Below are 18,928 nucleotides of genomic sequence, written 5' to 3'. Positions count from 1 at the left end.
GCAAAAATCGAGGCTTCATCAAAAAATACCGGCTCAACGGAAAATCAGTCTAGGTACACATCTCATAAAATCGAGTATCTCCACCAAAATATACTGGACTTTCAAAGATTCTTTCAAGACCTATCGGCCCTCTCAAGCGGACCTGCTTTTCTAATTCTTGACGACCTATACCATATTAAGAAGGCGGACCAAGCGAAGGTGATCGACTATTTTCACCGAGTCGCAAAGGGCAACAGTCTTTGGCTGAAGATCGGCACCATAAAACACAGAACTCAGTGGTACGAACATTCAGACCCGCCCGTAGGCATGAAACTCGGCGACGATGCCAAAGACATTGACCTTGACATGTCGCTGGAAAAGTTTGGCTCTTTGAAAACCTTCTTGCGATCGATCCTGTCGAATCTAATTTCAGAAACGCCGCCACTAAGCATCAGCGGGCTACTTAATCCCACTGCCATTGACAGACTAATAATCGCTTCGGGTGGAGTAACGAGAGATTTCATTGGGATATTTGCAAAAGCAATTCTACAAGCTCAGAATAGAGATAAATCTCACCATCGCGGCCCCAAGATTGGAGCGGAGGACGTAAACCTGGCAACTGGTGACTACGCCCCATTGAAGCAAGAAGAATTCAAGCTTGATACAGATTCCGAGCGCGAAATTCTTGAAAACGCCTTCAAACTATTGGCAACATTCTGCACAGAAAAATCCAAGTGCAATGTTTTTCTAGTCTCCCAGAAACTAAATGGTCCCACGCGGGACGCGATTGATCTTCTTATCGACCTTAGACTGATCCACCCAGTAAAGTCACGTGTCACTTTAAAGAAGGGCGCTGCAGGCGAGCTATATGAAGCCTACATGCTTGACCTTAGTCAATACACGGCGGCACGTAAAGTTCATGAATTTCAAATAATTGACTTAAGTGCCGGAGACAAAGACGAAGCGATTCGAAAGTCCTCGCTTATTTACCCTAGCCGCTAACAGGGCGTGCGCTGGGGTTGGGCTAGGGTCAGTTATCAAATCAAAAGTCCAGCATGGCAATTCATCTGAATGCCCCGCTCCAACGCGCAGCCGCTGACCTCCCGCTGCTGACCGTCGCCCTCAGTCAGCATGCAAATCGTGCCCAGGACACCCCGGTCTACACCTCCCCCGCCGCCTTCGAAGCCTTCATCCGCGGCGGCGGCAATGTGCCGCTGTATGAGCGCGTCAGCGCGGAGCTGGCAAGCCACTACACGCGGGCCGTGCAGTCCCTGCTCGACATCGGCTGCGGCGACGGCCATGCCCTCTTCCCGGCCCTGGCCGCCACGGCCCACCCGCACGCACTGGAGCGCCTGACGCTCGTGGAGCCCGCGAGCGCGCTGCTGGCCAGCGCCGTGGCGCGCGCCCAAGCCGAACAGCCCACACTGCCCATGCAGGCGCTGAACGAGGGCCTGGGCGCCTTCGCCGCCAAGCTCGGGCCTGATGCGCGCTGGGACCTCGCCCAAGCCACCTTCGCGCTGCAAGCCATTCCCGAGCCCGAACGCTGGACCGGCCTGGCGCGGCTGCGTGCCCACGTGAAGCGGCTGGTGATCGTGGAGTTCGACATTCCCGACCTTCAGCGCGGCACGGACGACTACATCGCTTCGCTCGCGCAGCGCTACGAACGCGCCTTGGGCGAGTACGAAGGCGCTACGCGCGAGCTGGTCGCGCAGGGCTTCCTGATCCCCATGTTCCTCGGCCAACTCGACGCGCAGACCGCCGCGACGAACTGGGAGCACCCGATGCCGGTGTGGCGCGAGAAGCTCGAAGCCCTGGGCTGGCGCGTGACGCGCGTGGCGCACATCAGCGACTACTTCTGGGCCCCGGCCTTCGTGCTGGTGGCCGAAGCTTGAACTGACGGCGCATCCAGGCCACGGGCGCGGGCGCCCGCCCCTCCTGCCCCCCCGATCATCCTGAAGATGAAGGACGCTTCGCCACCCTGGCGCCGCCCACCTCACCGCAAACGGGGCCGCGGGCGCACAGTGCGCCGGCGCACCACCGCGCGAACGCATTCACCGGCGTCGACGGTGAGGAGAACTTCAAAATGAACTACGCAAAGCACATGCTGACGGGGCTGTTGGCGGCAGGTTTGATGMTGGTTGGCACTGCGGCATCCGCCCAGGACTCCAGCTACAAGCCGGGCACGGTGTGGAACTTCTCCCATATCAAGGTCGAGCCCGGGCAGTTCGAGAACTACATGGACTTCCTGGCCAAGACCTGGAAGAAGTCCAACGAGTTCGGCAAGAAGGAGGGCTACATCCTGTCCTACCACGTGTTCTCGGTGAACAACGCGCGCGAGGGCGAGCCCGACCTGATCCTGGCCATCGAGTCCAAGGACTATCTGACGACCGCGCAGCAGCTGGAAGTGCAGAAGAAGTACGAGGCCTTCATGGCCATGGACCAGCACAAGATGGACGCGGCCTCCGGCGAGCGCAAGGTGATGCGCAAGCTGGCGGGCGGCATGGAGTTGCAGGAGCTGGTGCTGAAGTAAGGCAGCCCGCCCATTCAGCTGTGCCAGCATGCCCTCCGGCACGGCTTGGATGGAAAAAATACCAATGCTCACGAGCACTTAGCAAACTCTTAAGGTTCGGCTAGCAAGCATTTAGCGGCGCGCCGCCGCCCCGATTCCTACAGTGACTGCACGGTTCGATGCCAGGCGCAGCGAGCCATTCGACACACCACCCAGGGAATCCGAGATGCACACCTCACTGCAAGAAATCCTCGCCGTTCGCGGCACGGCCACGGCGCCGCGTTTTGACATCTACGCCAGCATCCACAAGGGCCTTCGGCTGATGCTCGCCGACCTGGTCACCAGCGCCGGGCGCGTCGACCCGGGCGACCCGGCGTCGCTGCAGCAGCTGGCCAGCAAGGTCGAGGCGGCGGCGGATTTCTGCGCGTCGCACCTGAAGCACGAGGACGCCTTCGTGCATCCCGCGCTGGAGCGCGCGCAGCCGGGCACCAGCCAGCGCGTCGCGACCGAGCACGTGGCGCATGAGCGCGACATCGAGGCGCTGCGCACCCATGCCCGCGCGCTGGCCGATTGGCCGGCGCAGGATCGCGCAGGGGCCTGCCAGGCGCTGTACCACGCGGTGAGCCTGTTCGCGGCCCACAACCTGGCGCACATGCACCTGGAGGAGACCGAGCACAACGCGGTGTTGTGGGCGCATCTGGACGATGCCGGCATCATGGCCATCCACGGCCAGATCCTGGCCGCGCTGTCGCCCGCCGAGACGATGGCGTCGCTGCGCTGGATGCTGCCGGCCCTGGCGCCGGCGGAGCGCTTGGGAATGTTGGCCGGCATGCGTGCCAACGCGCCGGCGCCGGTGTTTGGCGCGGTGCTGGCCATGGCGCGCGAGCGCCTCAACGACGACGACTGGGCTGCGCTGGCGCGCGGCCTGGGCCTGCCGGTTGCACCTGGCCTGGCGGCCTGACGGAGGCCCATGATGAACAACAACAAACGCTATGGCGCCTGGTGGCTTCGCATGGCTGCGCTCTACCTCGTGGTGGGCGTGTCACTGGGCAATTACATGGGCGCGACGCACGACTTCGGGTTGCGCTCGGTGCATGCCCACGTCAACCTGCTGGGCTGGGCGAGCATGCTGGGCTTCGGCCTGGTGGTGCAGCAGTTGGCCGACACGCTGAGCCCGCGGCTGGTGGCGCTGCAGTTCTGGCTGCACCAGCTGGCGCTGCCGGTGATGCTGTCGGCGCTGGCGGCGCTGATGCGCGGCAATACAGCGGCCGGGCCGCTAGTGGGGCTGGGCTCGGTGGTGGTGGGGGTGGCGGTGCTGGCCTTTGCCGCCAACGTCTGGCGCGGCACCGGCGCCAAGCTCAGGGCTGCCTGAGCTCCAGCTCGCCGCAGACCTGCAGCTTCAGCCGCCCGCGCCCGCACTTGTGCTGAGCGGCGGCCCCCCGTGCCCCAGCACAGGTTGGGCACCGCCAGCGCGCTGCTGGAGGGCAGGACCCCGTCGCAACGCTCGTTGAGTGTGGCCAGGAGTGCGCCGCCGAGCGGCTTTCAGTGCGCGTGCGAAGCCGCGCCGGCGGGCACCTCGGCCCGGGCCTGGCAGTGCTTGTCCATCATGCTGCCAGGCGCGCTGGCGGCGCGGCCGGGTTCTGCGGCGTGGCGCTTGCACATCTCGTCCATCATGCCGCCGCCCTTGCCGCCACCCTTGCCGTCTTCTTTGCGTGCGCCGTCGGCCGCAGCGGTGTGGGCGCCATGGCCCGGCGGCACGGAAGCGGCGCAGCCCGCCAGGGCGAGCACCAGGGCGAGGGCGGGGGTGAATGGCTTCATGCGGCGACTCCAACGGGTTGGCGCCAGCTTGCGCCGCCGCGACTGCGCCGCGTTTGATGCGGGTCAAACGCAGTGCTCGTGCTTTTTCAACCCCCTCAAACCTTGGGTCGGAACCGTCATGCCACGCTGGCATGCTTGGCTCATCGCTCAGCAGTACGAGACGACCCTCATGTTGCACACCACCCCCACCCCCGACCGCGACCAGACCCTCGGTGAAGAGATCGCCAATGCCATCAGCCACGGCCTGGGCGTGGTGCTGGCCATCGCAGCCCTGCCCATCCTGGTGATCCGCGCGATGAACCATGGCGGCACGGCCGATGTGGTGGCCGCGGCGATCTTCGCGGCCACGATGATCCTGCTGTACGGCATCTCGACGCTGTATCACGCCCTGCCGAACAGCCTGTGGCAGGGCCGCGCCAAGGCGGTGCTGCTGCGGCTGGACCACGCGGCCATCTACGTCTTCATCGCCGGCAGCTACACGCCCTTCACGCTGGGCGTGCTGCACACCGGGCCGGGCGTGACGCTGTTGATCGCCGTCTGGGCCGCGGCAGCGTTCGGCGTGGCGATCAAGCTGCTGAACCGGCTCAAGCACCGCTTCGTGTCCACGGGCCTGTATCTGGCCATGGGCTGGGTGGTGGTGTTCGCGGCCGGGCCGCTGGTGAACAGCCTGCCGGCCGCGGGCCTCACGCTGCTGATCGCCGGCGGCCTGAGCTACACGCTGGGGGCGTTCGTCTTCCTGCTGGACAACCGGGTGCGCTACTCGCACTTCGTCTGGCACCTGTTCGTGCTGGGCGGCAGCGCCTGCCACTTCTTCGCGGCGCTGTTCTACGCCTACACCTAGACTGCGCGCGAGCCATCGGGCGCGTTCAGGCACGACAAACTGAAGTGCCCGCCGGAGGCGGAGTCAGGGAGATAACAAGCATGTCGATTCCAGACCCGTGCCCGGCGCCGCTGGCGCGCTCGGCCGGCCGTTGGCGCCTGGGCATGGGCGCCACTGCCATGGTGGCCGCCCYGTCCGCCTGCGGCGGGGGCGGGGGCGGTGGTTCTGCACCCGCACCCGCACCCGCACCTGCACCTGCACCTGCCCCCTCACCGGCACCTGCGCCCGCCCCAGCTCCAACGCCTGCACCGGCACCAGCGCCCGCCCCAGCGCCTGCCCCGGCACCCGCCCCGGCTCCAGCACCCGCGGCCTTCGAGCCCGTGCCCGCGACATCGGCGGCCAGCTACATCTGGCAGCGCAACTTCGGCGGCAACCCGCTGGCGTCGGCCAGCGGCACGACGATGAACATGTTCGACGCGACCGAGCCGGTGCTGACGCAGTACACGTGGATGAACCAGTTCGCCACGGGTGGTGGCATCTTCTGGATCGGCCCGCAGCCGCAGAGCGGGCTCTTCCTCGGCACGACTGCGCCGGCGCTGAAGCTGCAGGTTGGGCTGGTGCCGCACGCCATCTGGCCGATGGCGTCCAGCTCCGTGGGCACGCTGGATTCGCCCAACTGCCGCCCCAGCAATGGCGCCTACGTGGTGCACGACGTGGCCTATGCGGCCGATGGCAGCCTGAGCAGTCTGGCCGCGGATTTCACGGCCGAATGCTCGCTGGGCTATGCCGCCTACGTGAGCGGCGCCATCCGCTACCGGTCGGCCGTGGCCGCGGCCCTGGACCGCAGCTTCGCCGTGGCCGGCGCTGACCGCACGCTGAACGAGGGCGAATCCCTGCGCCTGGACGGCTCGCTCTCCTGGAACCCTGCCAGCAGGTTGCGCTCCATCGAATGGACCCAGCTGTCGGGGCCGAGCTTCGACCTGTCCAATTGCCGGCTGGGCATCTGCGACACCTACACGCCGCTGGTGGCCAAGGGCGGCGCGCAGGCGAAGTTCAGGCTGACGGCGGTCTCGGAGTCCGGCAAGTCGGCGACGGCCGATCTGACCATTACCGTGCGCAGTTGGCAGGACACGCAGTCGCGGGCCGACATCTGGGGCAGCGGCCACGTCTCGAGCGGTAGCGACTTGCGCATGTCGGAATCGGATGGCGTGTTCGATGTCCCGGTCAAGGGCGGGACCGAGGCCATCTTTGCCGACCAGACGGCGGAGCGCATTCGCTGGGTGTTCAACCCCAACGGCAATGCTGCCTATGACAGCATGGAGCTGGTGCTGTCGAACACGGCCGGACTTGCGCTCACGCCGGGCAGCTATGCCGGCAACCTGCGGGCCGGCTTCGAGCCGGGGGCCCGCCCGGCAGCCAGCGCCAGCTATGCCGGCCACGGGTGCAACTCCTCCGAATGGGAAGCCCTGGTGGCCGAGATGGACCGCGACCCCACCCAGCTGACGACGGTGAACCGTGGCGCCGTCACGCTGCACATTGGCTGCACCGAGGGCGGTGGCGAGCTGCAAGGCAGCTATCTGCGGCTGTGGCTCCGCTACACGCCAATGTCGCCGCCGGTGGTCAGGGTCACTGCGCCCACCACGGCCACGGCCGGCCAGGCCGTGATGATCCAGGACGCGGGCAGCACCACCGCGAACGGTGGCGAATGGCTGCGGACATGCAAGCAGATCTATGGGCAGGCCAGCGCCAGCATCGAATTCCTCGCCAACGGTGCCTGCAAGGTCACGCCATCGGCCAGCACGCCCAACAACAGCAAGGTCGTCGTGGCCTACGAAGTGCTGGACGGCAAGGGCCAGTCGGGCGTGGCCCTCGCCGAACTCTTGGTAACCGGCGGCCCCGCGGCGGCGGCGCAGCTTGGGGGCAAGCCCGCGTTCCAGGCGGCGACGCAACCCGCCCGGCGGACGGCGCGATGACGCGTCACACTGGGGCCTGACCCGAACTTCAGCTGGAGTGCCCCCCATGCCCAAGGCTTACTGGATCGCCCGCGTCGACGTCAACGACCCCGAGCAATACAAGCTCTACGTGCAGCGCAACGACGCGGTGTTCGCCAAGTTCGGCGGCCRCTTTCTCGTGCGCGCCGGCCAGTTCGACAACCCCGAGGGCACCTGCCGCGGCCGCAATGTGGTGATCGAGTTCCCGAGCTACGAGGTGGCGCTGGCCTGCTACAACTCGCCGGAGTACGCGCCCCAGATCACGCTGCGCCAGGCCGCGGCCGAGGCGGACATCGTCATCGTCGAGGGCTATGACGGGCCGCAGCCGGGTTGAACCGGTGAGCGATTAAAGGCTGCAACCGTGACCTAACGACGCCGCAGGCAGGTTGCTGCGCCGCTGTCCTACAAGGGCTTTGGGGCGGCGTGGTACATTCGCCGCATAGATTCGCACAAGACCGTTTCCTCAAGGTCTTATCTGCAGCCCCGCTGGCCACCCCCTGGCCCTTCTTGCGAGCGGCTCGCTTCAGCAACTCCCCGGTGAGTGTTCTTGAGTGTTTCTGTCTCCGCACGGCATGACGCCGACGGAGTATTTTTTCCATCTATACATTCCAAAAAGGAACACCATGACTACAGAAACCGGCACCGTGAAATGGTTCGACGACGGCAAGGGCTTCGGCTTCATCACGCCTGACAACGGCGGCAAGGACCTCTTCGCCCACCACAGCGAAATCAAGAACGCTGGCGGCTTCCGCTCGCTGGCCGAAGGTGCCAAGGTGTCGTTTGAATCGACCCAAGGTGCCAAGGGCCCGCAAGCCTCGAACATCCGCACGCTGTAATTTGTGCAAGGGCGCCTTGGGCGCCCAACCGCCGCCGGCAAAGACCGGCGCGGGAGCCCCACAAAAAGAAGAACAACATGAACAATAACAATATCGAGGTGGGACGCTTTTTGGTTTCACCCATGACCCAAGCCCGCGAGGGCGGCGGTTTCGACGCCCTGGTGTCGATCCGCTCCGGTCGCGGCATGGCCAGCGTGGATCGCATCATGCGTTTCACGCCACAGTTCATCAGCCCGCAGGCAGCATTGCACTACGCGCGGAATGAAGGCCTTGCCTGGGCGCGCTGCCATTGAGGAGCGCGCGGCGGTCACCGGCCGCATCAGACGCCGGCACGGCCACGTGCTCGGCCTCCCGTCTAACTTTCGCAACGGAGCCCCACACTTGGCCAAAGAAGAACTGATCGAAATGCAAGGCGTCGTGGATGAAATCCTGCCCGACTCGCGCTTTCGCGTGACGCTGTCGAATGGCCACAAGGTCATCGCCTACACGGGCGGCAAGATGCGCAAGCATCACATCCGCATCCTGGCCGGCGACAACGTGTCGCTGGAGATGTCGCCCTATGACCTGAGCAAGGGCCGCATCACCTTCCGCCACCTGGAGCGTCGCGGCCCGCCGCCGTCCGGTGGTGGCAGCCAGCAGCGCCGCTGAGCCCTCGCGGCTTAAACCCCGAATCGGCCGCCATGGCATGCCTGGCGGCCGTTTCCATTGGTGCGCTTGCAACATCCAAGCTCGCGCCCACCGCGTAGGCTCTGCGTTCCCATGTTGAAAGCCACCCTCTTCCTGCTCGGCGCCCTGCTGTTGGCGGGGGTGCTGGTGGCCTACGCGCCGGTGAAGGCGCTGAACGTGCTTGCGCCCGTCCACACGCACACGCGCACGGCCGGCCTGGCCTACGGGCCGGGGCCGCGCCAGCAGCTGGACGTGTACCAGCCGGCCCGCGCGGCGCCGCGTGAGGGCTGGCCGGTGGTGGTGTTCTTCTACGGCGGCGCCTGGAACCGCGGCAAGCGCGGCGACTACGCCTTCGTCGGCGAGGCGCTGGCCTCGCGCGGCATCCTGACGCTGGTGGCCGACTACCGCCTCTACCCGGAGGTGCGCTACCCCGACTTCCTGCGCGACAGCGCCGCAGCGCTGGCCTGGAGCCTGAGCCACGCCGCGGGCCTGGGCGGCAACCCGCGGCGGGTCTTCGTCATGGGCCACAGCGCCGGCGCCTACAACGCCGCCATGCTGGCGCTGGACCCGCGCTGGCTCAAGCAGGCCGGCCACACGCCACGCGARCTGGCCGGCTTCATCGGCCTGGCCGGGCCCTACGACTTCCTGCCCATCGAGAACCCCGACGCGAAGCCGGTGTTCTTCCACCCCGACTACCCGCCCGGCACCCAACCGCTGGAACATGCCAGCAAGGCCGCGCCGCGCAGCTTCCTGGGTGCGGCAAGAGACGACTCACTGGTCAACCCGCAACGCAGCACCCAGGGCCTGGCGACGCGGCTGAAAACCTTCGGCGTGCCGGTGACGGTGAAGTTCTACGACCGCGTCGGCCACACGACGCTGATTGCCGCCTTCGGTGCGCCGCTGCGCTGGCTGGCGCCGGTGCTGGAAGACGTGACAGGTTTCGTCAACGGCCCGCCTGAGCGCTGAGCACCGCCCGCCGCAGCGCGGCCAGGGCCTCATGGTCGGTCCAGCTGTCGGCGGCGTCGCCGATGACGACCTCCACCATCGCACCGCCCGCCAGCACATGCGAGGCCACCGTCCGTGCGCCCAGCCAGAAGCCGTCGCGCCGGGCCACCTCCAGCAAGCCTTCGCGCAACGCTTCGGGTGCCACTGGCAGGTGCAGCTGGAAGGCATTGACCTGCGGCTTCTCGGGCGCCACGCGCCAGCCAGGTTCGGCCGCCAGCAAGGCGGCCAGCGCCTGCGCGCGCTCGCGGTAGGCGGGCATGCGCGGCAACTGCGTGCGCAGGCCCTGCAGCGCGCTCAGCACGTAGGGGTGAACGGTGAAAAGGTTGCCCGCCAGGCGGGTCTGCCAGGGCGCGATCTGGGCGATGAAATCCTCGCTGCCGGCCAGCACGCAGCCGRCCAGGCCGCCCAGGCCCTTGTAGAAGGACACGTAGACCGAATCCGCCAGCGCGGCAATCTCGGCCAGCGGCCGGCCGTAGTGGGCCGAAGCCTCCCAGAGCCGCGCGCCGTCGAAATGCAGCGGCACACCCGCCGCGCGGCACCAGGCGCTGATGGCCATGAGTTCGTCCCACTCGGGCAGGCGGTAGCCGGCCCGGCGCAGCGGCAGTTCGACCACAACGACCGCCGGCTGGCCGGGCAGCGAAGCCAGTTGCGCGGTGCCGAAGGGCTCGTCCGTCATGCCGATGCGCAGGCCGCGCAAGCCCAGCAGCTTCTCGAAGGCCTCGGCCTCGTCGATGGCGATATGGCTTTGCGGGTGCAGCGCCACCGGGCCGTCGCCCTCACCGCAGTGCACGCGCAGCGCCGCAAGCTGGGCGGCCACGCCCTTGTGCATGAAGCGCGCGGCCGGCTTGCCGAGCAGGGCGGCCACCTCGGCCTCCAGCGCCTGGATGGCCTGACCCTGGCCGTAGACGTCCAGCGGCAACTCGGCTTCGGGCAGTTCGGCCAGCGCCAGCAGGGACTCGCGTATGGACAGCGGCGGGCGGTGGCCATTGAGCCAGCGGGTGCAGCGCTTGCGCAGTTCGGTGTCGGCGTTGAGGGTGGTGTTGGAGTAGCTGGCAGAGGGCATGGCCGGGAGTGTCGCCTGCCTCTCGAAGCCGACGCTGGCGACAGCGCCGCGCCGGGCGGGAATGCCCTTTTGATCGGGGTTCACTAAACTCTCGCCCTTTTTCCTCGCGCGCGCCGTACAGGCGCGCCAGCCCCATGCAAGCCCTCTCACCGCAGCCCCTCGCACCCGAGCCCCTGGCCCGGCTGCTGCTGCAATGGGGCGTCGCGCCGGTGGCGGCAGCACCCGTGGCCGAGCGCCTGGGCGGCTGGCTGGGCTGGGCGGAGGCCATCGGCCTGTCCCAATTGCTGGCCACAGCGCCTGCAGCCGGCGCCAACGTCGCCGCCCGCCGCGAAGCGGTGGACTGGGCCGACGCCGCACTGGCCCGCCTGCAGGAAGAGCTGACCGCCGCCTTCGACGACGCCCTGCTGGCGCGCGAATCCGCCGAATCCGCGCCAGAAGGCGTGCCGCTGGCCGACCTGCTGGCGCCCTACCGCCTGCACCACGCCCAGCAGCAGCGCAGCATGGCCGCGCGCGTGGCCACACTGCGCGAGCGCCTGCGCCCCCGGCTGGCCGAAGCCTCGGGGGCGCTGGCCCGGCTGGCGCAGCTGGACGCGGTGTTCGAACGCGCCATCGTCGCGCAGGAGCGCCCGCTGCTGGCCGGCCTGCCCGCCCTGCTGACGAAACGCGCGACAGATCATCACGCCACCGACCCGCGCCGCTGGCGCACCCGCTTCTGGGCCGACCTGCAGCGCGCGCTGCGCGCCGAGCTGGACCTGAGATTGCAACCGGTGCAGGGGCTCATTGAAGCCCTGCATCAAGCTGATTCCTGATGAACCGCTTCCTGAACGCCCTCTATTCCCTCGCCCTGGCCGCCGGCCTCGCGGGCATTGCCGGCGCCGCGCTGGCCGCCGCCCGCCACCACCCGGTGGCGCTGGCAATGACGCTGCTGATCGCGGCCTTCTTTGCCATCGGCATCTGGGAGCTGACCGCCTTTCGCCGCAGCAGCCGCGAGCTGGATGCCGCGCTGGACGCCGAGCCGAAAGAGGGTTGGGTCGCGGCATTGCCCGCCGCCCTGCGTGCCAGCGTGCAGCAGCGCCTGGAAGGCCTGCGCGTGGCCCTGCCCGGCCTGGCACTCGCGCCGGCACTGGCCGGCCTGCTGGTGCTGCTGGGCATGCTGGGCACCTTCATCGGCCTGGTCATCACATTGAGCAGCACGGCCAGTGCCCTGGGCCAGACGGCCGACCTGGCCGCACTGCGCACCGCACTGGGCGCGCCGGTGCAGGGCCTGGGCCTGGCCTTCAGCGCCAGCGTGGCCGGCGTGACGGGCTCGGCCATGCTGGGCCTGATGGTGGCGCTGGCAAGGCGCGAACGCGCGGCCGTGTCGGGCCAGCTCGACACCGCCCTGCTCGGCAAGCTGCGCCCGCTGACCGCCGCGCACCGCCGCGCACTGGAGCAGCAGGCCGCCGAAGCTGCCGCGGCTGAAGCAGCGCAGCAGCGTCAGCTTGAACTCGTCGCCCAGTTGCAGCGGTACGCCCAGCAGATGGCCGACCAGCTCGCCGCGCAGAACGACCGCTTCCATGGCGAGACGAGTAAGGCCTACACCGCCCTGGCCGCCAGCGTGGACACGACGCTGCGCAGCAGCCTGGCCGAGAGCGCCCGCCTGGCCGGCGCCGCCATCCAGCCCGCCGCCGAGGCCGCAATGGCCGGCATCGCCCGCGAGGCCGCCGCCCTGCATGAGCGCGTGGGCACGCAGGTGGCCGGCCAGCTCGGCGCGCTGAGCAGTCGCTTCGAAGCCGGCGTAGCGCAGATCGCCCAGCAGGGCGAGGCCACGGCCAAGGCACAGGCGGAGGGCCTCGCCCAGCAGCGCGAGGCCGCACTGAAACTGCTGGCCGACACGAGCACTGCAACGCAGCAGGCGGTGGATCGCCTGGGTGAACGCTGGGCCGCGCAGGCGCAAGACCTGTTGGCCGCACAGGCGCAAGCCGACACTGCCCGCGCCGCCGCGTTGGGCCGTCAGATTGAGGCGCTGGCCGAGCAACGTGCCGCCGCCCAGCAAGCCATCGCCGACACCGCCGGGCGCTTTGCCGCACAGACGCAGACGCTGCTGGACCACATGGCCGAGGCGCAAGCCCGGCAGCAGGCCCTGCAAGCCGAGCTGGACACGCAGCGCCGCGCCGAGTCCCAGGCCGACGCCGAGGCGCTCGCACAGCAGCGCGCCGCCAACGAGCAGTTGCTGGCCGCCCAGCGCGAGGCCGCGCAACAGCTGCTGGCCGACAGCGGCGAGCGCGCCCAGAACGCGCTGACCGCGCTGACCACTGGCTTCGCCGCGCAGACCAAGGACCTGCTGGACCGCATCGCCGACACGCAGACCCGCCACGCGGCGCTGCAGGCCGAACTGGACAGCGAACGCCGCACCGAGGCCCGCGTCGACGCCGAGGCCCTGGCCCGGCAACGCACCGCCAACGAACAGCTGCTGGTCGCCCAGCGCGAAGCCGCGCAGCAACTGCTGGCCGCCAGCGGCGAACGTGCCCAGAGCGCCTTGACCGAGCTGACCGCCGGCTTTGCTGCGCAGACACAGGCCGCTGTCACCACGCTGGCCGAGGCACACACGCAGCTGCAATCGGCCCATGCCGCGCACGATGCCGAGCGCCTGGCCGCATGGCGCACCGAGCTGCAGTCGGCCGGCGCCACGCAGTTGGCCCAGCAGCAGCAACTGGCCGATGGCCTGCTGCGGCACACCCGCGAACTGGTCGCGCAGACCGAGGCCCAGGCCAAGACCACGCTGAGCGAAGCCGGCGCGTTGCTGCAGGCCGCCGGCGAAGCCCCACGCGCAGCCGTCGAAGTGGTTGCCGCGTTGCGCGAGCAATTGGCACAGAGCCAGGCCCAGGACCGCGCAGCCCTGGCCGAACGCGCCGAACTGATGCAGACGGTCTCGACGCTGCTGGCCTCGCTGCAGCAGGCCGCTGGTGAACAGCGCGCTGCCATCGATGCCTTGGTAGGCAGCTCCGCCACCCAGCTCGAAGCCCTGGGCCAGCGCTTCACCGCGCAGGCCGACGCGACCGGAGAGAAGCTGGCCGAAGCCGCGACGACCTTGGCCGCCAGCGCCGCCGAGATGGGCAGCCTGGGCGAGGGCTTTGGCGCGGCGGTGGAGCAGTTCCAGGGCGCCAATGCCCAGTTGGTGCAGCACCTGGCCGCGCTGGAAGAGCGCCTCTCCAGCGCGATGACGCGCAGCGACGAACAGCTGAGCTATTACGTGGCCCAGGCCCGCGAGGTCATCGACCTTTGCCTCGGCTCACAGAAGCAGGTGCTGGACGCGCTGCAGGGAGCCGCCGCGAATGGATGAGCCGCTGGAGATCGAGCAGGAAGGTGTCGGCACGCCCGCCTGGGCGGCGTTCGGCGACCTGATGGCCGGCGTGCTGGGTGCCTTCGTGCTGGTGCTGGCGGCGGCGCTGGTGGGCCAGCTGGATCTCGCCAACCAGCTCAAGGCCGAGGTGGAGCAGCGCCAGGCCGAGCAGGCGCGCCGCGAAGCGCTCGAGCGTGCGCTGGCCGGCCCGCTGGCCGACGGCCGCATCACCCTGGTCGAGGGCCGCATCGGCATCAGCGGCGCGGTGCTGTTCGCCATCGGCTCGGACCAGTTGCACGCCGACGGCCGCGCGCTGATCAAGAGCCTGGCCGTGCCGCTGCGCACCTATCTTGCCCAGCGCGACGAGATCCTGATGGTCAGCGGCTTCACCGATGACCGCGGCATGCTGACCGGCAAGGGCGCGCCGAAGTTCAGTGACAACTGGGAGCTGTCGGCCCAGCGCGCATTGACCGTGACGCGCACGCTGATGGCCGAGGGGCTGCCGCCGGACGCGGTGTTTGCCGCTGCCTTCGGGCCCCAGCAGCCGGTGGCGTCCAACGACGACGCGTCGGGCCGCGCGCTGAACCGACGCGTCGAGATCGCACCCACGCCGCGGCCCAAGCGCGCGGCGGCATCGGCCCCGTGATGGACGACCCCGTCGCCTGGGTGCAAGCCCGGGCCGAAGCCGATCCGGTGCGCCGGCGCGTGCTGGAAGCGCTGGCGCGGCGAGCCTCTGCGCTGGCGCCGGGCGCGCTGCGCGAACGGCTGGTTGCGCGGCTGGTGCAGCGCGCCGAGGCTGAGCCGGTCGTGCTGCCGACTCGGCGGACTGCGAACGCCGCAAACCCACTGACCGAGCTTGTCGCCCAGTTGCAGGCCGGCCCCGAGCTGCGCAATGTGCAGGCCCACCGCCGCACCTGGAGCGCGCTGCGCCTGACGCGCCGCATGGCCGAGGTCAGCGCACCGGTGCCCGAACACCTGGGGCCGCTGAACAGCCAGGTGCTGGTCTCCCGTGCGCTGCAGCAGTTACAGGCCCTGTCGCCCGACTATCTTCAGCGCCTGCTGACCCAGATCGATGCACTGGCCGCACTCGGGCCGCTGCAGGTTGCCGCCGAAAGCGATGCCAGGCCGGCCCGCAAGCCCGCCGCTCGGCGGCGTTGACGCGCACAGCAGTTCGCTGCTGACAGGATCTGACAGGGCTCGGGCGCGAAGATGACAACGCTGCCAACCCTCCAGCCTGCCGCATGACGCCCATCCTCTACTTCTCCCGCAACCCCAACCCACGCCTGGCCGTCGCGGCGGCGAAGTATTTGGCCGCGCCGGTCACCTACGAGTTCGCCGCGCCGTTGGCCCCCGGCCAAGCAGACAACTACCGCCACTTCAACCCCTCGCTGCGCCTGCCCATCCTTGTCGAGGCCGACGGCAGCTCGCTGTTCGAGGCGGATGCCATCGCCTGCCGCCTGTCGCAGATGGTGGGCTCGGAGTTCTGGCGCACCGGGCCTGAGCTGCCGAACATGATCCGCTGGGTCAGCTGGAGCCGCGACAACTTCATGCATGCCTGCGACATGGTGCACTTCGAGCGCGGCACCAAGCAGCGCTACAAGCTGGGCGCGCTGGACGAAGACCTGGTGGCGCGCGGCACCGAGCGCTTCCACGCGACCGCATCCATCCTCAACGCTCACCTGAGCAAGCAGGACTGGCTGCTGGCCAGCGGCCTGTCCTACGCCGACTTCCGCATGGGCGTCTTCCTGCCCTACAACGACGTAGCTCGGCTGCCGCTGAGCGACTACCCGGCGGTGGCGGCCTGGCATGCAAGACTGATGGCGCTGCCGGCCTGGGCCGATCCGTTCGAGGGGCTGGATGCGCCGGAGTTGCCGCCTGTGGCTTAGGCTCGATGCGGTTCAGCTAAGGCAGTTGCCGACCCTGAAGCGACATTCGCAGCTCTGAATTGATAGCTCCAAAGCAGTCGCTCGCGCCCCTGCTTGTCAATCAGCTACGGCAACTGGATGGTCGAAGGACCGCGAGCTCACTCGGCGCTCGCAGCATCGAACGCCAGTCAATACACGCCCATGTAGTCACGCTTGCCGATGGCGATCCCGTTGTGGCGCAGGATGGCATAAGCAGTGGTGACATGAAAGAAGAACTGCGGCAGGCCGTAGTTGGCCAGATAGGTTTGACYGATCAGCCGCTTCTCCTTTGGTGTACCGGGACGCAAGATGATCTCTCTGCTTTCGCTGCCTTCGAACTGCGCTGCGCTCAGGCCATCCAGAAAACTCACCGTCTGGGCTAATAGGACGTCAAGATCAGCAAAGCTCTTCTCTTGTCCCTCCTGGGTGGGGGCCTCGACACCCGCCAGGCGTGCCGATACTCCACGCGCAAAGTCGGCTGCGATCTGCACCTGCTTGGCCAACGCAAACATGTCCGGATACAGGCGCGCCTGCAGCAAGGCGTCGGACTCAATCGAGTGGGCCGAGGCGTGCGTACTCGCCTGCGCCAGTACGGCTTTCAGCGCCACCAGCATTTGCTTGAAGACGGGAACGGCGAAGGTATACATCGGACTGGTCATGGTCGTTCCTTGGTAGAAGTGAAGCTAGACGGCGGCGGCATTCGAGGGGCGCCTCACAGGGTTGGAAGCCCAGTTGCTGCGCCAACGGCAAAGGCCGGACGACGCAATTCAGTGTAAGGACGCGCTAAGGGGCTCGTCAGTGCGAACGCGCGGTAGGCGGCGGCTGACCGAGATCCACCGCGGACGTCGGACTTCTGGCAGTCCGTCTCGTCCGGCAAATCTACGGGATCGAGATTGGGTTCGCGTGAACCCGCTGGCGACCCGTTGCTGACATCAGACCGCACCGTTCGGACGCTGCAGAGCGGGCAAGTTTGGATAGGGGTTGCTATCGGACGACTGATGCCACACAGCCTTGGCCGCTCGTTGAAGTTCCGTCCCGTAACCAGCCTGCAATTCCGCTCGTTGAGCATCGTCAAGCGGACCCTGGGATGATGCGATGGCGGAGCCGCTGCACAAGAAGAGATAGAGCGCCGCCAGTTCTTCAAGCCGTGTCGATGCCGACTCAACCTGGAAGATTCCTGACTCGCTTTCGCTCGCCTCGATCGTCACCGGAGGCTCTCCTCGCGTTCGATCTGCGATGTAAAGCGAAGTCCAAGCGCGGCTGTGGACCGGATGCGAATTTCCTTCCGTATCAACGTTCCATCCCGGGCCGAACAGCAGGTCAATGAAGACTCTGAAGTCGGGTCGCTCCTTGTCAACCTTTACGTGGTGCATTCGCTGTCAGTTCAGAGATCGCGCGGGCTAGTCTTCCAAGGTGCACCTTAGCCGAAGACGGCATGTGACCGAACTGCGACATGCGCCTCAACTGGGTCTGTTCGAGGTGGAGCAGGACGCGCACGGCGCCCGTAGTGCTGCCGCCTGCCCTTTACAGGCTAGGCCAACGGTCTCGTCGCCAGATGCGCGCAGAACCATGAACAGTCGTGCGCTGTAGAACGCCYCGCGGGCCACCCATCCGCATGACGCCAACATGCTCGCGCCCTCCAACCACGGCTCGTTGTCCTTCAGGGCCTCGAACGTGAATTCGCCATTCACGTGCCCCACGTAAACGCGGAACCAGTGCAGGTCATGCTCGAGCCGCTCGCTCCGGATCGCCGTTTCGAGGAGCGGCATCAAGTCAACCGGAATTGACGGCGGAGCGCAAGTAGAGCTTCGCGTGCCGACATTGCCGATGAACGCGCTGAACCGTTGGCCAGCGATGGTCCACTCCTCGATCTCAACCTGCTCTGGGTCATGGCAAGACCAGAGTGAGGACAGCAGTACGTGGAATGAGTTGATCGTGAAGCTCTGGAGGCCGTCCGACAACCCGACCTCACCGGCACCGATGCCGCCGAAGCACTCCTCGATGACCACGCCGTCGCGCACCAGGACCTGCATGTCGAGTCGACCGTGTGTCTCGCCAGGGTGCCAAGTGCCACGGATGGCCGGCAGTTCGGCGTTGGGTAGTACCCGGCCGTCATGGAGTGACTGCTCTAACCCGTGGCGCTTGAATAGCTCGGTCAGCCAAGTCTCGGGGGTCAACTCGGGCCCAACAGTCTGTACCAATTCAGACGGCTTTGGCGTGGGCGTACTTCGCTTGCCGAAGAGACTCCTGATGAATCGCATGTCGTTGTCGTGATGGCGGCGCCGAAGTTCATTCGGGCATCGGTAGTCCGGCGATCGAAACTGGCCTTGTAAGCCGTCGACGGGCTCGTCTTATGCGCTGAGGGCGTCGCCTTTGATCCAGTCGTGTACCGGAAAGCCGTCGCTGGCGACCGGCAGCAAATGGCCGGGTCCAGCCGCGAGCTCGATCCCTGCTTTCAGTCGACGGCATACCGTAGTCGATGCAGCGCCTTTAGAGCAACCCAGCCTGAAAACCGCCGTTCGCGGCGGACTGCACTGGCCATGTCGCACCTATCTTGAAGGCTTGGACGGCACGGACCATGCAAGTACAGCTTGAAGGTCAGAGGCGTAGCAGCAACGCGATCACCAGCGAAAACACCACACCGAACGTGAAGGCAGCCTTCAACCAGGGATCCCTGGACGATTCGTCCGGAGCGGAGATCTCATCCAGGTCATCGTGGGCTAACCCGCGGACACCTCCAAGCAGCCCGGCGAAGAAATGAAACGTGGCTTCTGCGCCCCGGATGGCCAATTCGGGAAACGCCAGTCCGGTGACGATGCCGGCAAATGCGCCCCCGAACACGAAGGGCGCGATATGAATGGTGATCACTCCGAGCAACGCCCCGAATGCCACTCCCGCGAACATGCCAACGGCTGCCGCTCCCATCCGGTAGGGGAGGTTAGCGGAGTAATCGGCCCGCCTCGCCCGCAAATCGTCCGGAAGAAACACCTGGCGCAGTGCGCTGCATCGTGGCAC

Annotated in this window: 23 protein-coding genes; 17 read left to right on the top strand and 6 right to left on the bottom strand. The window is 67.3% G+C overall.

The window, feature by feature from the left end; all coding sequences use genetic code 11:
• From AC1DU6_RS05305 to AC1DU6_RS05285, 5 genes are all read left to right on the top strand, one after another.
• A partial coding sequence (locus AC1DU6_RS05305) for a hypothetical protein (protein WP_477856247.1) occupies positions 1 to 981 on the top strand: 981 nt, incomplete at its 5' end.
• Between the two features lie 53 nt (positions 982 to 1,034).
• Positions 1,035 to 1,871 carry a class I SAM-dependent methyltransferase gene (locus AC1DU6_RS05300; RefSeq protein ID WP_477856246.1) on the top strand — a complete coding sequence of 279 codons (837 nt, stop codon included), beginning with the start codon at positions 1,035 to 1,037 and terminating at the stop codon, positions 1,869 to 1,871.
• A 191-nt stretch (positions 1,872 to 2,062) separates the two neighbouring features.
• The gene (locus tag AC1DU6_RS05295) at positions 2,063 to 2,509 is read left to right on the top strand and encodes a hypothetical protein (protein WP_477856245.1); all 447 of its coding nucleotides are present in this window, start codon (positions 2,063 to 2,065) and stop codon (positions 2,507 to 2,509) included.
• A gap of 205 nt (positions 2,510 to 2,714) precedes the next feature.
• The gene (locus tag AC1DU6_RS05290; RefSeq protein WP_477856244.1) at positions 2,715 to 3,449 is read left to right on the top strand and encodes a hemerythrin domain-containing protein; all 735 of its coding nucleotides are present in this window, start codon (positions 2,715 to 2,717) and stop codon (positions 3,447 to 3,449) included.
• Positions 3,450 to 3,461: 12 nt separating this feature from the next.
• A complete protein-coding gene (locus tag AC1DU6_RS05285; RefSeq protein WP_157281837.1) occupies positions 3,462 to 3,860 on the top strand; it encodes a hypothetical protein in 399 nt (132 codons plus the stop codon).
• A 170-nt stretch (positions 3,861 to 4,030) separates the two neighbouring features.
• On the opposite strand, the gene AC1DU6_RS05280 is transcribed toward AC1DU6_RS05285, so the two are convergent.
• Complete coding sequence (locus AC1DU6_RS05280; RefSeq protein ID WP_477856243.1) at positions 4,031 to 4,306, bottom strand: hypothetical protein; 276 nt, start codon at positions 4,304 to 4,306, stop codon at positions 4,031 to 4,033.
• A gap of 169 nt (positions 4,307 to 4,475) precedes the next feature.
• Between AC1DU6_RS05280 and trhA the strand changes: the two genes are divergently transcribed.
• From trhA to AC1DU6_RS05245, 7 genes are all read left to right on the top strand, one after another.
• The gene (trhA, locus tag AC1DU6_RS05275) at positions 4,476 to 5,147 is read left to right on the top strand and encodes a PAQR family membrane homeostasis protein TrhA (RefSeq protein ID WP_477856242.1); all 672 of its coding nucleotides are present in this window, start codon (positions 4,476 to 4,478) and stop codon (positions 5,145 to 5,147) included.
• Positions 5,148 to 5,506: 359 nt separating this feature from the next.
• Complete coding sequence (locus AC1DU6_RS05270; protein ID WP_477856241.1) at positions 5,507 to 7,099, top strand: hypothetical protein; 1,593 nt, start codon at positions 5,507 to 5,509, stop codon at positions 7,097 to 7,099.
• Positions 7,100 to 7,145: 46 nt separating this feature from the next.
• The gene (locus AC1DU6_RS05265) at positions 7,146 to 7,451 is read left to right on the top strand and encodes a DUF1330 domain-containing protein (RefSeq protein ID WP_477856240.1); all 306 of its coding nucleotides are present in this window, start codon (positions 7,146 to 7,148) and stop codon (positions 7,449 to 7,451) included.
• Positions 7,452 to 7,740: 289 nt separating this feature from the next.
• Positions 7,741 to 7,953: a cold-shock protein gene (locus AC1DU6_RS05260; RefSeq protein ID WP_056200393.1), complete on the top strand. Its 213-nt coding sequence runs from the start codon at positions 7,741 to 7,743 to the stop codon at positions 7,951 to 7,953.
• 77 nt (positions 7,954 to 8,030) lie between these two features.
• Positions 8,031 to 8,246, top strand: coding sequence for a hypothetical protein (locus AC1DU6_RS05255; RefSeq protein WP_082532821.1), 216 nt, complete (start codon positions 8,031 to 8,033; stop codon positions 8,244 to 8,246).
• Between the two features lie 88 nt (positions 8,247 to 8,334).
• Positions 8,335 to 8,601, top strand: a complete 267-nt coding sequence (infA, locus tag AC1DU6_RS05250) for a translation initiation factor IF-1 (RefSeq protein ID WP_056200396.1) — start codon at positions 8,335 to 8,337, stop codon at positions 8,599 to 8,601.
• A gap of 111 nt (positions 8,602 to 8,712) precedes the next feature.
• Positions 8,713 to 9,585: an alpha/beta hydrolase gene (locus tag AC1DU6_RS05245; RefSeq protein ID WP_457320980.1), complete on the top strand. Its 873-nt coding sequence runs from the start codon at positions 8,713 to 8,715 to the stop codon at positions 9,583 to 9,585.
• Here the strand turns inward: AC1DU6_RS05245 and AC1DU6_RS05240 are convergent.
• Positions 9,563 to 10,771: a threonine aldolase family protein gene (locus tag AC1DU6_RS05240; RefSeq protein ID WP_477856239.1), complete on the bottom strand. Its 1,209-nt coding sequence runs from the start codon at positions 10,769 to 10,771 to the stop codon at positions 9,563 to 9,565. The genes AC1DU6_RS05245 and AC1DU6_RS05240 overlap by 23 nt on opposite strands.
• 50 nt (positions 10,772 to 10,821) lie before the next feature.
• Between AC1DU6_RS05240 and AC1DU6_RS05235 the strand changes: the two genes are divergently transcribed.
• From AC1DU6_RS05235 to AC1DU6_RS05215, 5 genes are all read left to right on the top strand, one after another.
• On the top strand, positions 10,822 to 11,496 hold the full coding sequence (locus AC1DU6_RS05235) for a DUF3348 family protein (RefSeq protein ID WP_457320983.1): 675 nt from the start codon (positions 10,822 to 10,824) through the stop codon (positions 11,494 to 11,496).
• Positions 11,496 to 14,009: a coiled-coil domain-containing protein gene (locus AC1DU6_RS05230; protein WP_477856238.1), complete on the top strand. Its 2,514-nt coding sequence runs from the start codon at positions 11,496 to 11,498 to the stop codon at positions 14,007 to 14,009. Before AC1DU6_RS05235 ends, AC1DU6_RS05230 begins: the two co-directional genes overlap by 1 nt.
• A complete protein-coding gene (locus AC1DU6_RS05225) occupies positions 14,002 to 14,655 on the top strand; it encodes an OmpA family protein (RefSeq protein WP_056200408.1) in 654 nt (217 codons plus the stop codon). Before AC1DU6_RS05230 ends, AC1DU6_RS05225 begins: the two co-directional genes overlap by 8 nt.
• On the top strand, positions 14,655 to 15,167 hold the full coding sequence (locus AC1DU6_RS05220; RefSeq protein ID WP_457320987.1) for a DUF2894 domain-containing protein: 513 nt from the start codon (positions 14,655 to 14,657) through the stop codon (positions 15,165 to 15,167). The genes AC1DU6_RS05225 and AC1DU6_RS05220 overlap by 1 nt, the downstream gene beginning before the upstream one ends.
• A gap of 83 nt (positions 15,168 to 15,250) precedes the next feature.
• Positions 15,251 to 15,895 carry a glutathione S-transferase family protein gene (locus AC1DU6_RS05215; RefSeq protein WP_457320989.1) on the top strand — a complete coding sequence of 215 codons (645 nt, stop codon included), beginning with the start codon at positions 15,251 to 15,253 and terminating at the stop codon, positions 15,893 to 15,895.
• A gap of 167 nt (positions 15,896 to 16,062) precedes the next feature.
• Here the strand turns inward: AC1DU6_RS05215 and AC1DU6_RS05210 are convergent, their stop codons facing one another.
• From AC1DU6_RS05210 to AC1DU6_RS05195, 4 genes are all read right to left on the bottom strand, one after another.
• Entirely contained in the window at positions 16,063 to 16,572 is a 510-nt protein-coding gene (locus AC1DU6_RS05210) for a DUF1993 domain-containing protein (protein ID WP_477856237.1), read from the bottom strand.
• A gap of 273 nt (positions 16,573 to 16,845) precedes the next feature.
• Entirely contained in the window at positions 16,846 to 17,121 is a 276-nt protein-coding gene (locus tag AC1DU6_RS05205) for a hypothetical protein (RefSeq protein WP_457320993.1), read from the bottom strand.
• 252 nt (positions 17,122 to 17,373) lie between these two features.
• Entirely contained in the window at positions 17,374 to 18,174 is an 801-nt protein-coding gene (locus tag AC1DU6_RS05200; protein ID WP_477856236.1) for a DUF6348 family protein, read from the bottom strand.
• A gap of 337 nt (positions 18,175 to 18,511) precedes the next feature.
• A partial coding sequence (locus tag AC1DU6_RS05195; RefSeq protein ID WP_477856235.1) for a hypothetical protein occupies positions 18,512 to 18,928 on the bottom strand: 417 nt, incomplete at its 5' end.

Source organism: Roseateles sp. P5_B10 (assembly GCF_056400485.1).
This window is presented reverse-complemented; position numbering and strand designations above follow the sequence as displayed.

Excerpts from the sequence above, each read along its gene's own strand:
- AC1DU6_RS05260 (WP_056200393.1), top strand. The coding sequence starts at position 7,741 with ATGACTACAGAAACCGGCACCGTGAAATGGTTCGACGACGGCAAGGGC.
- AC1DU6_RS05220 (WP_457320987.1), top strand. The coding sequence starts at position 14,655 with ATGGACGACCCCGTCGCCTGGGTGCAAGCCCGGGCCGAAGCCGATCCG.
- AC1DU6_RS05230 (WP_477856238.1), top strand. The coding sequence starts at position 11,496 with ATGAACCGCTTCCTGAACGCCCTCTATTCCCTCGCCCTGGCCGCCGGC.
- AC1DU6_RS05280 (WP_477856243.1), bottom strand. The coding sequence starts at position 4,306 with ATGAAGCCATTCACCCCCGCCCTCGCCCTGGTGCTCGCCCTGGCGGGC.
- AC1DU6_RS05235 (WP_457320983.1), top strand. The coding sequence starts at position 10,822 with ATGCAAGCCCTCTCACCGCAGCCCCTCGCACCCGAGCCCCTGGCCCGG.
- trhA (WP_477856242.1), top strand. The coding sequence starts at position 4,476 with ATGTTGCACACCACCCCCACCCCCGACCGCGACCAGACCCTCGGTGAA.
- AC1DU6_RS05285 (WP_157281837.1), top strand. The coding sequence starts at position 3,462 with ATGAACAACAACAAACGCTATGGCGCCTGGTGGCTTCGCATGGCTGCG.
- AC1DU6_RS05225 (WP_056200408.1), top strand. The coding sequence starts at position 14,002 with ATGGATGAGCCGCTGGAGATCGAGCAGGAAGGTGTCGGCACGCCCGCC.
- AC1DU6_RS05215 (WP_457320989.1), top strand. The coding sequence starts at position 15,251 with ATGACGCCCATCCTCTACTTCTCCCGCAACCCCAACCCACGCCTGGCC.
- AC1DU6_RS05255 (WP_082532821.1), top strand. The coding sequence starts at position 8,031 with ATGAACAATAACAATATCGAGGTGGGACGCTTTTTGGTTTCACCCATG.
- AC1DU6_RS05290 (WP_477856244.1), top strand. The coding sequence starts at position 2,715 with ATGCACACCTCACTGCAAGAAATCCTCGCCGTTCGCGGCACGGCCACG.
- AC1DU6_RS05300 (WP_477856246.1), top strand. The coding sequence starts at position 1,035 with ATGGCAATTCATCTGAATGCCCCGCTCCAACGCGCAGCCGCTGACCTC.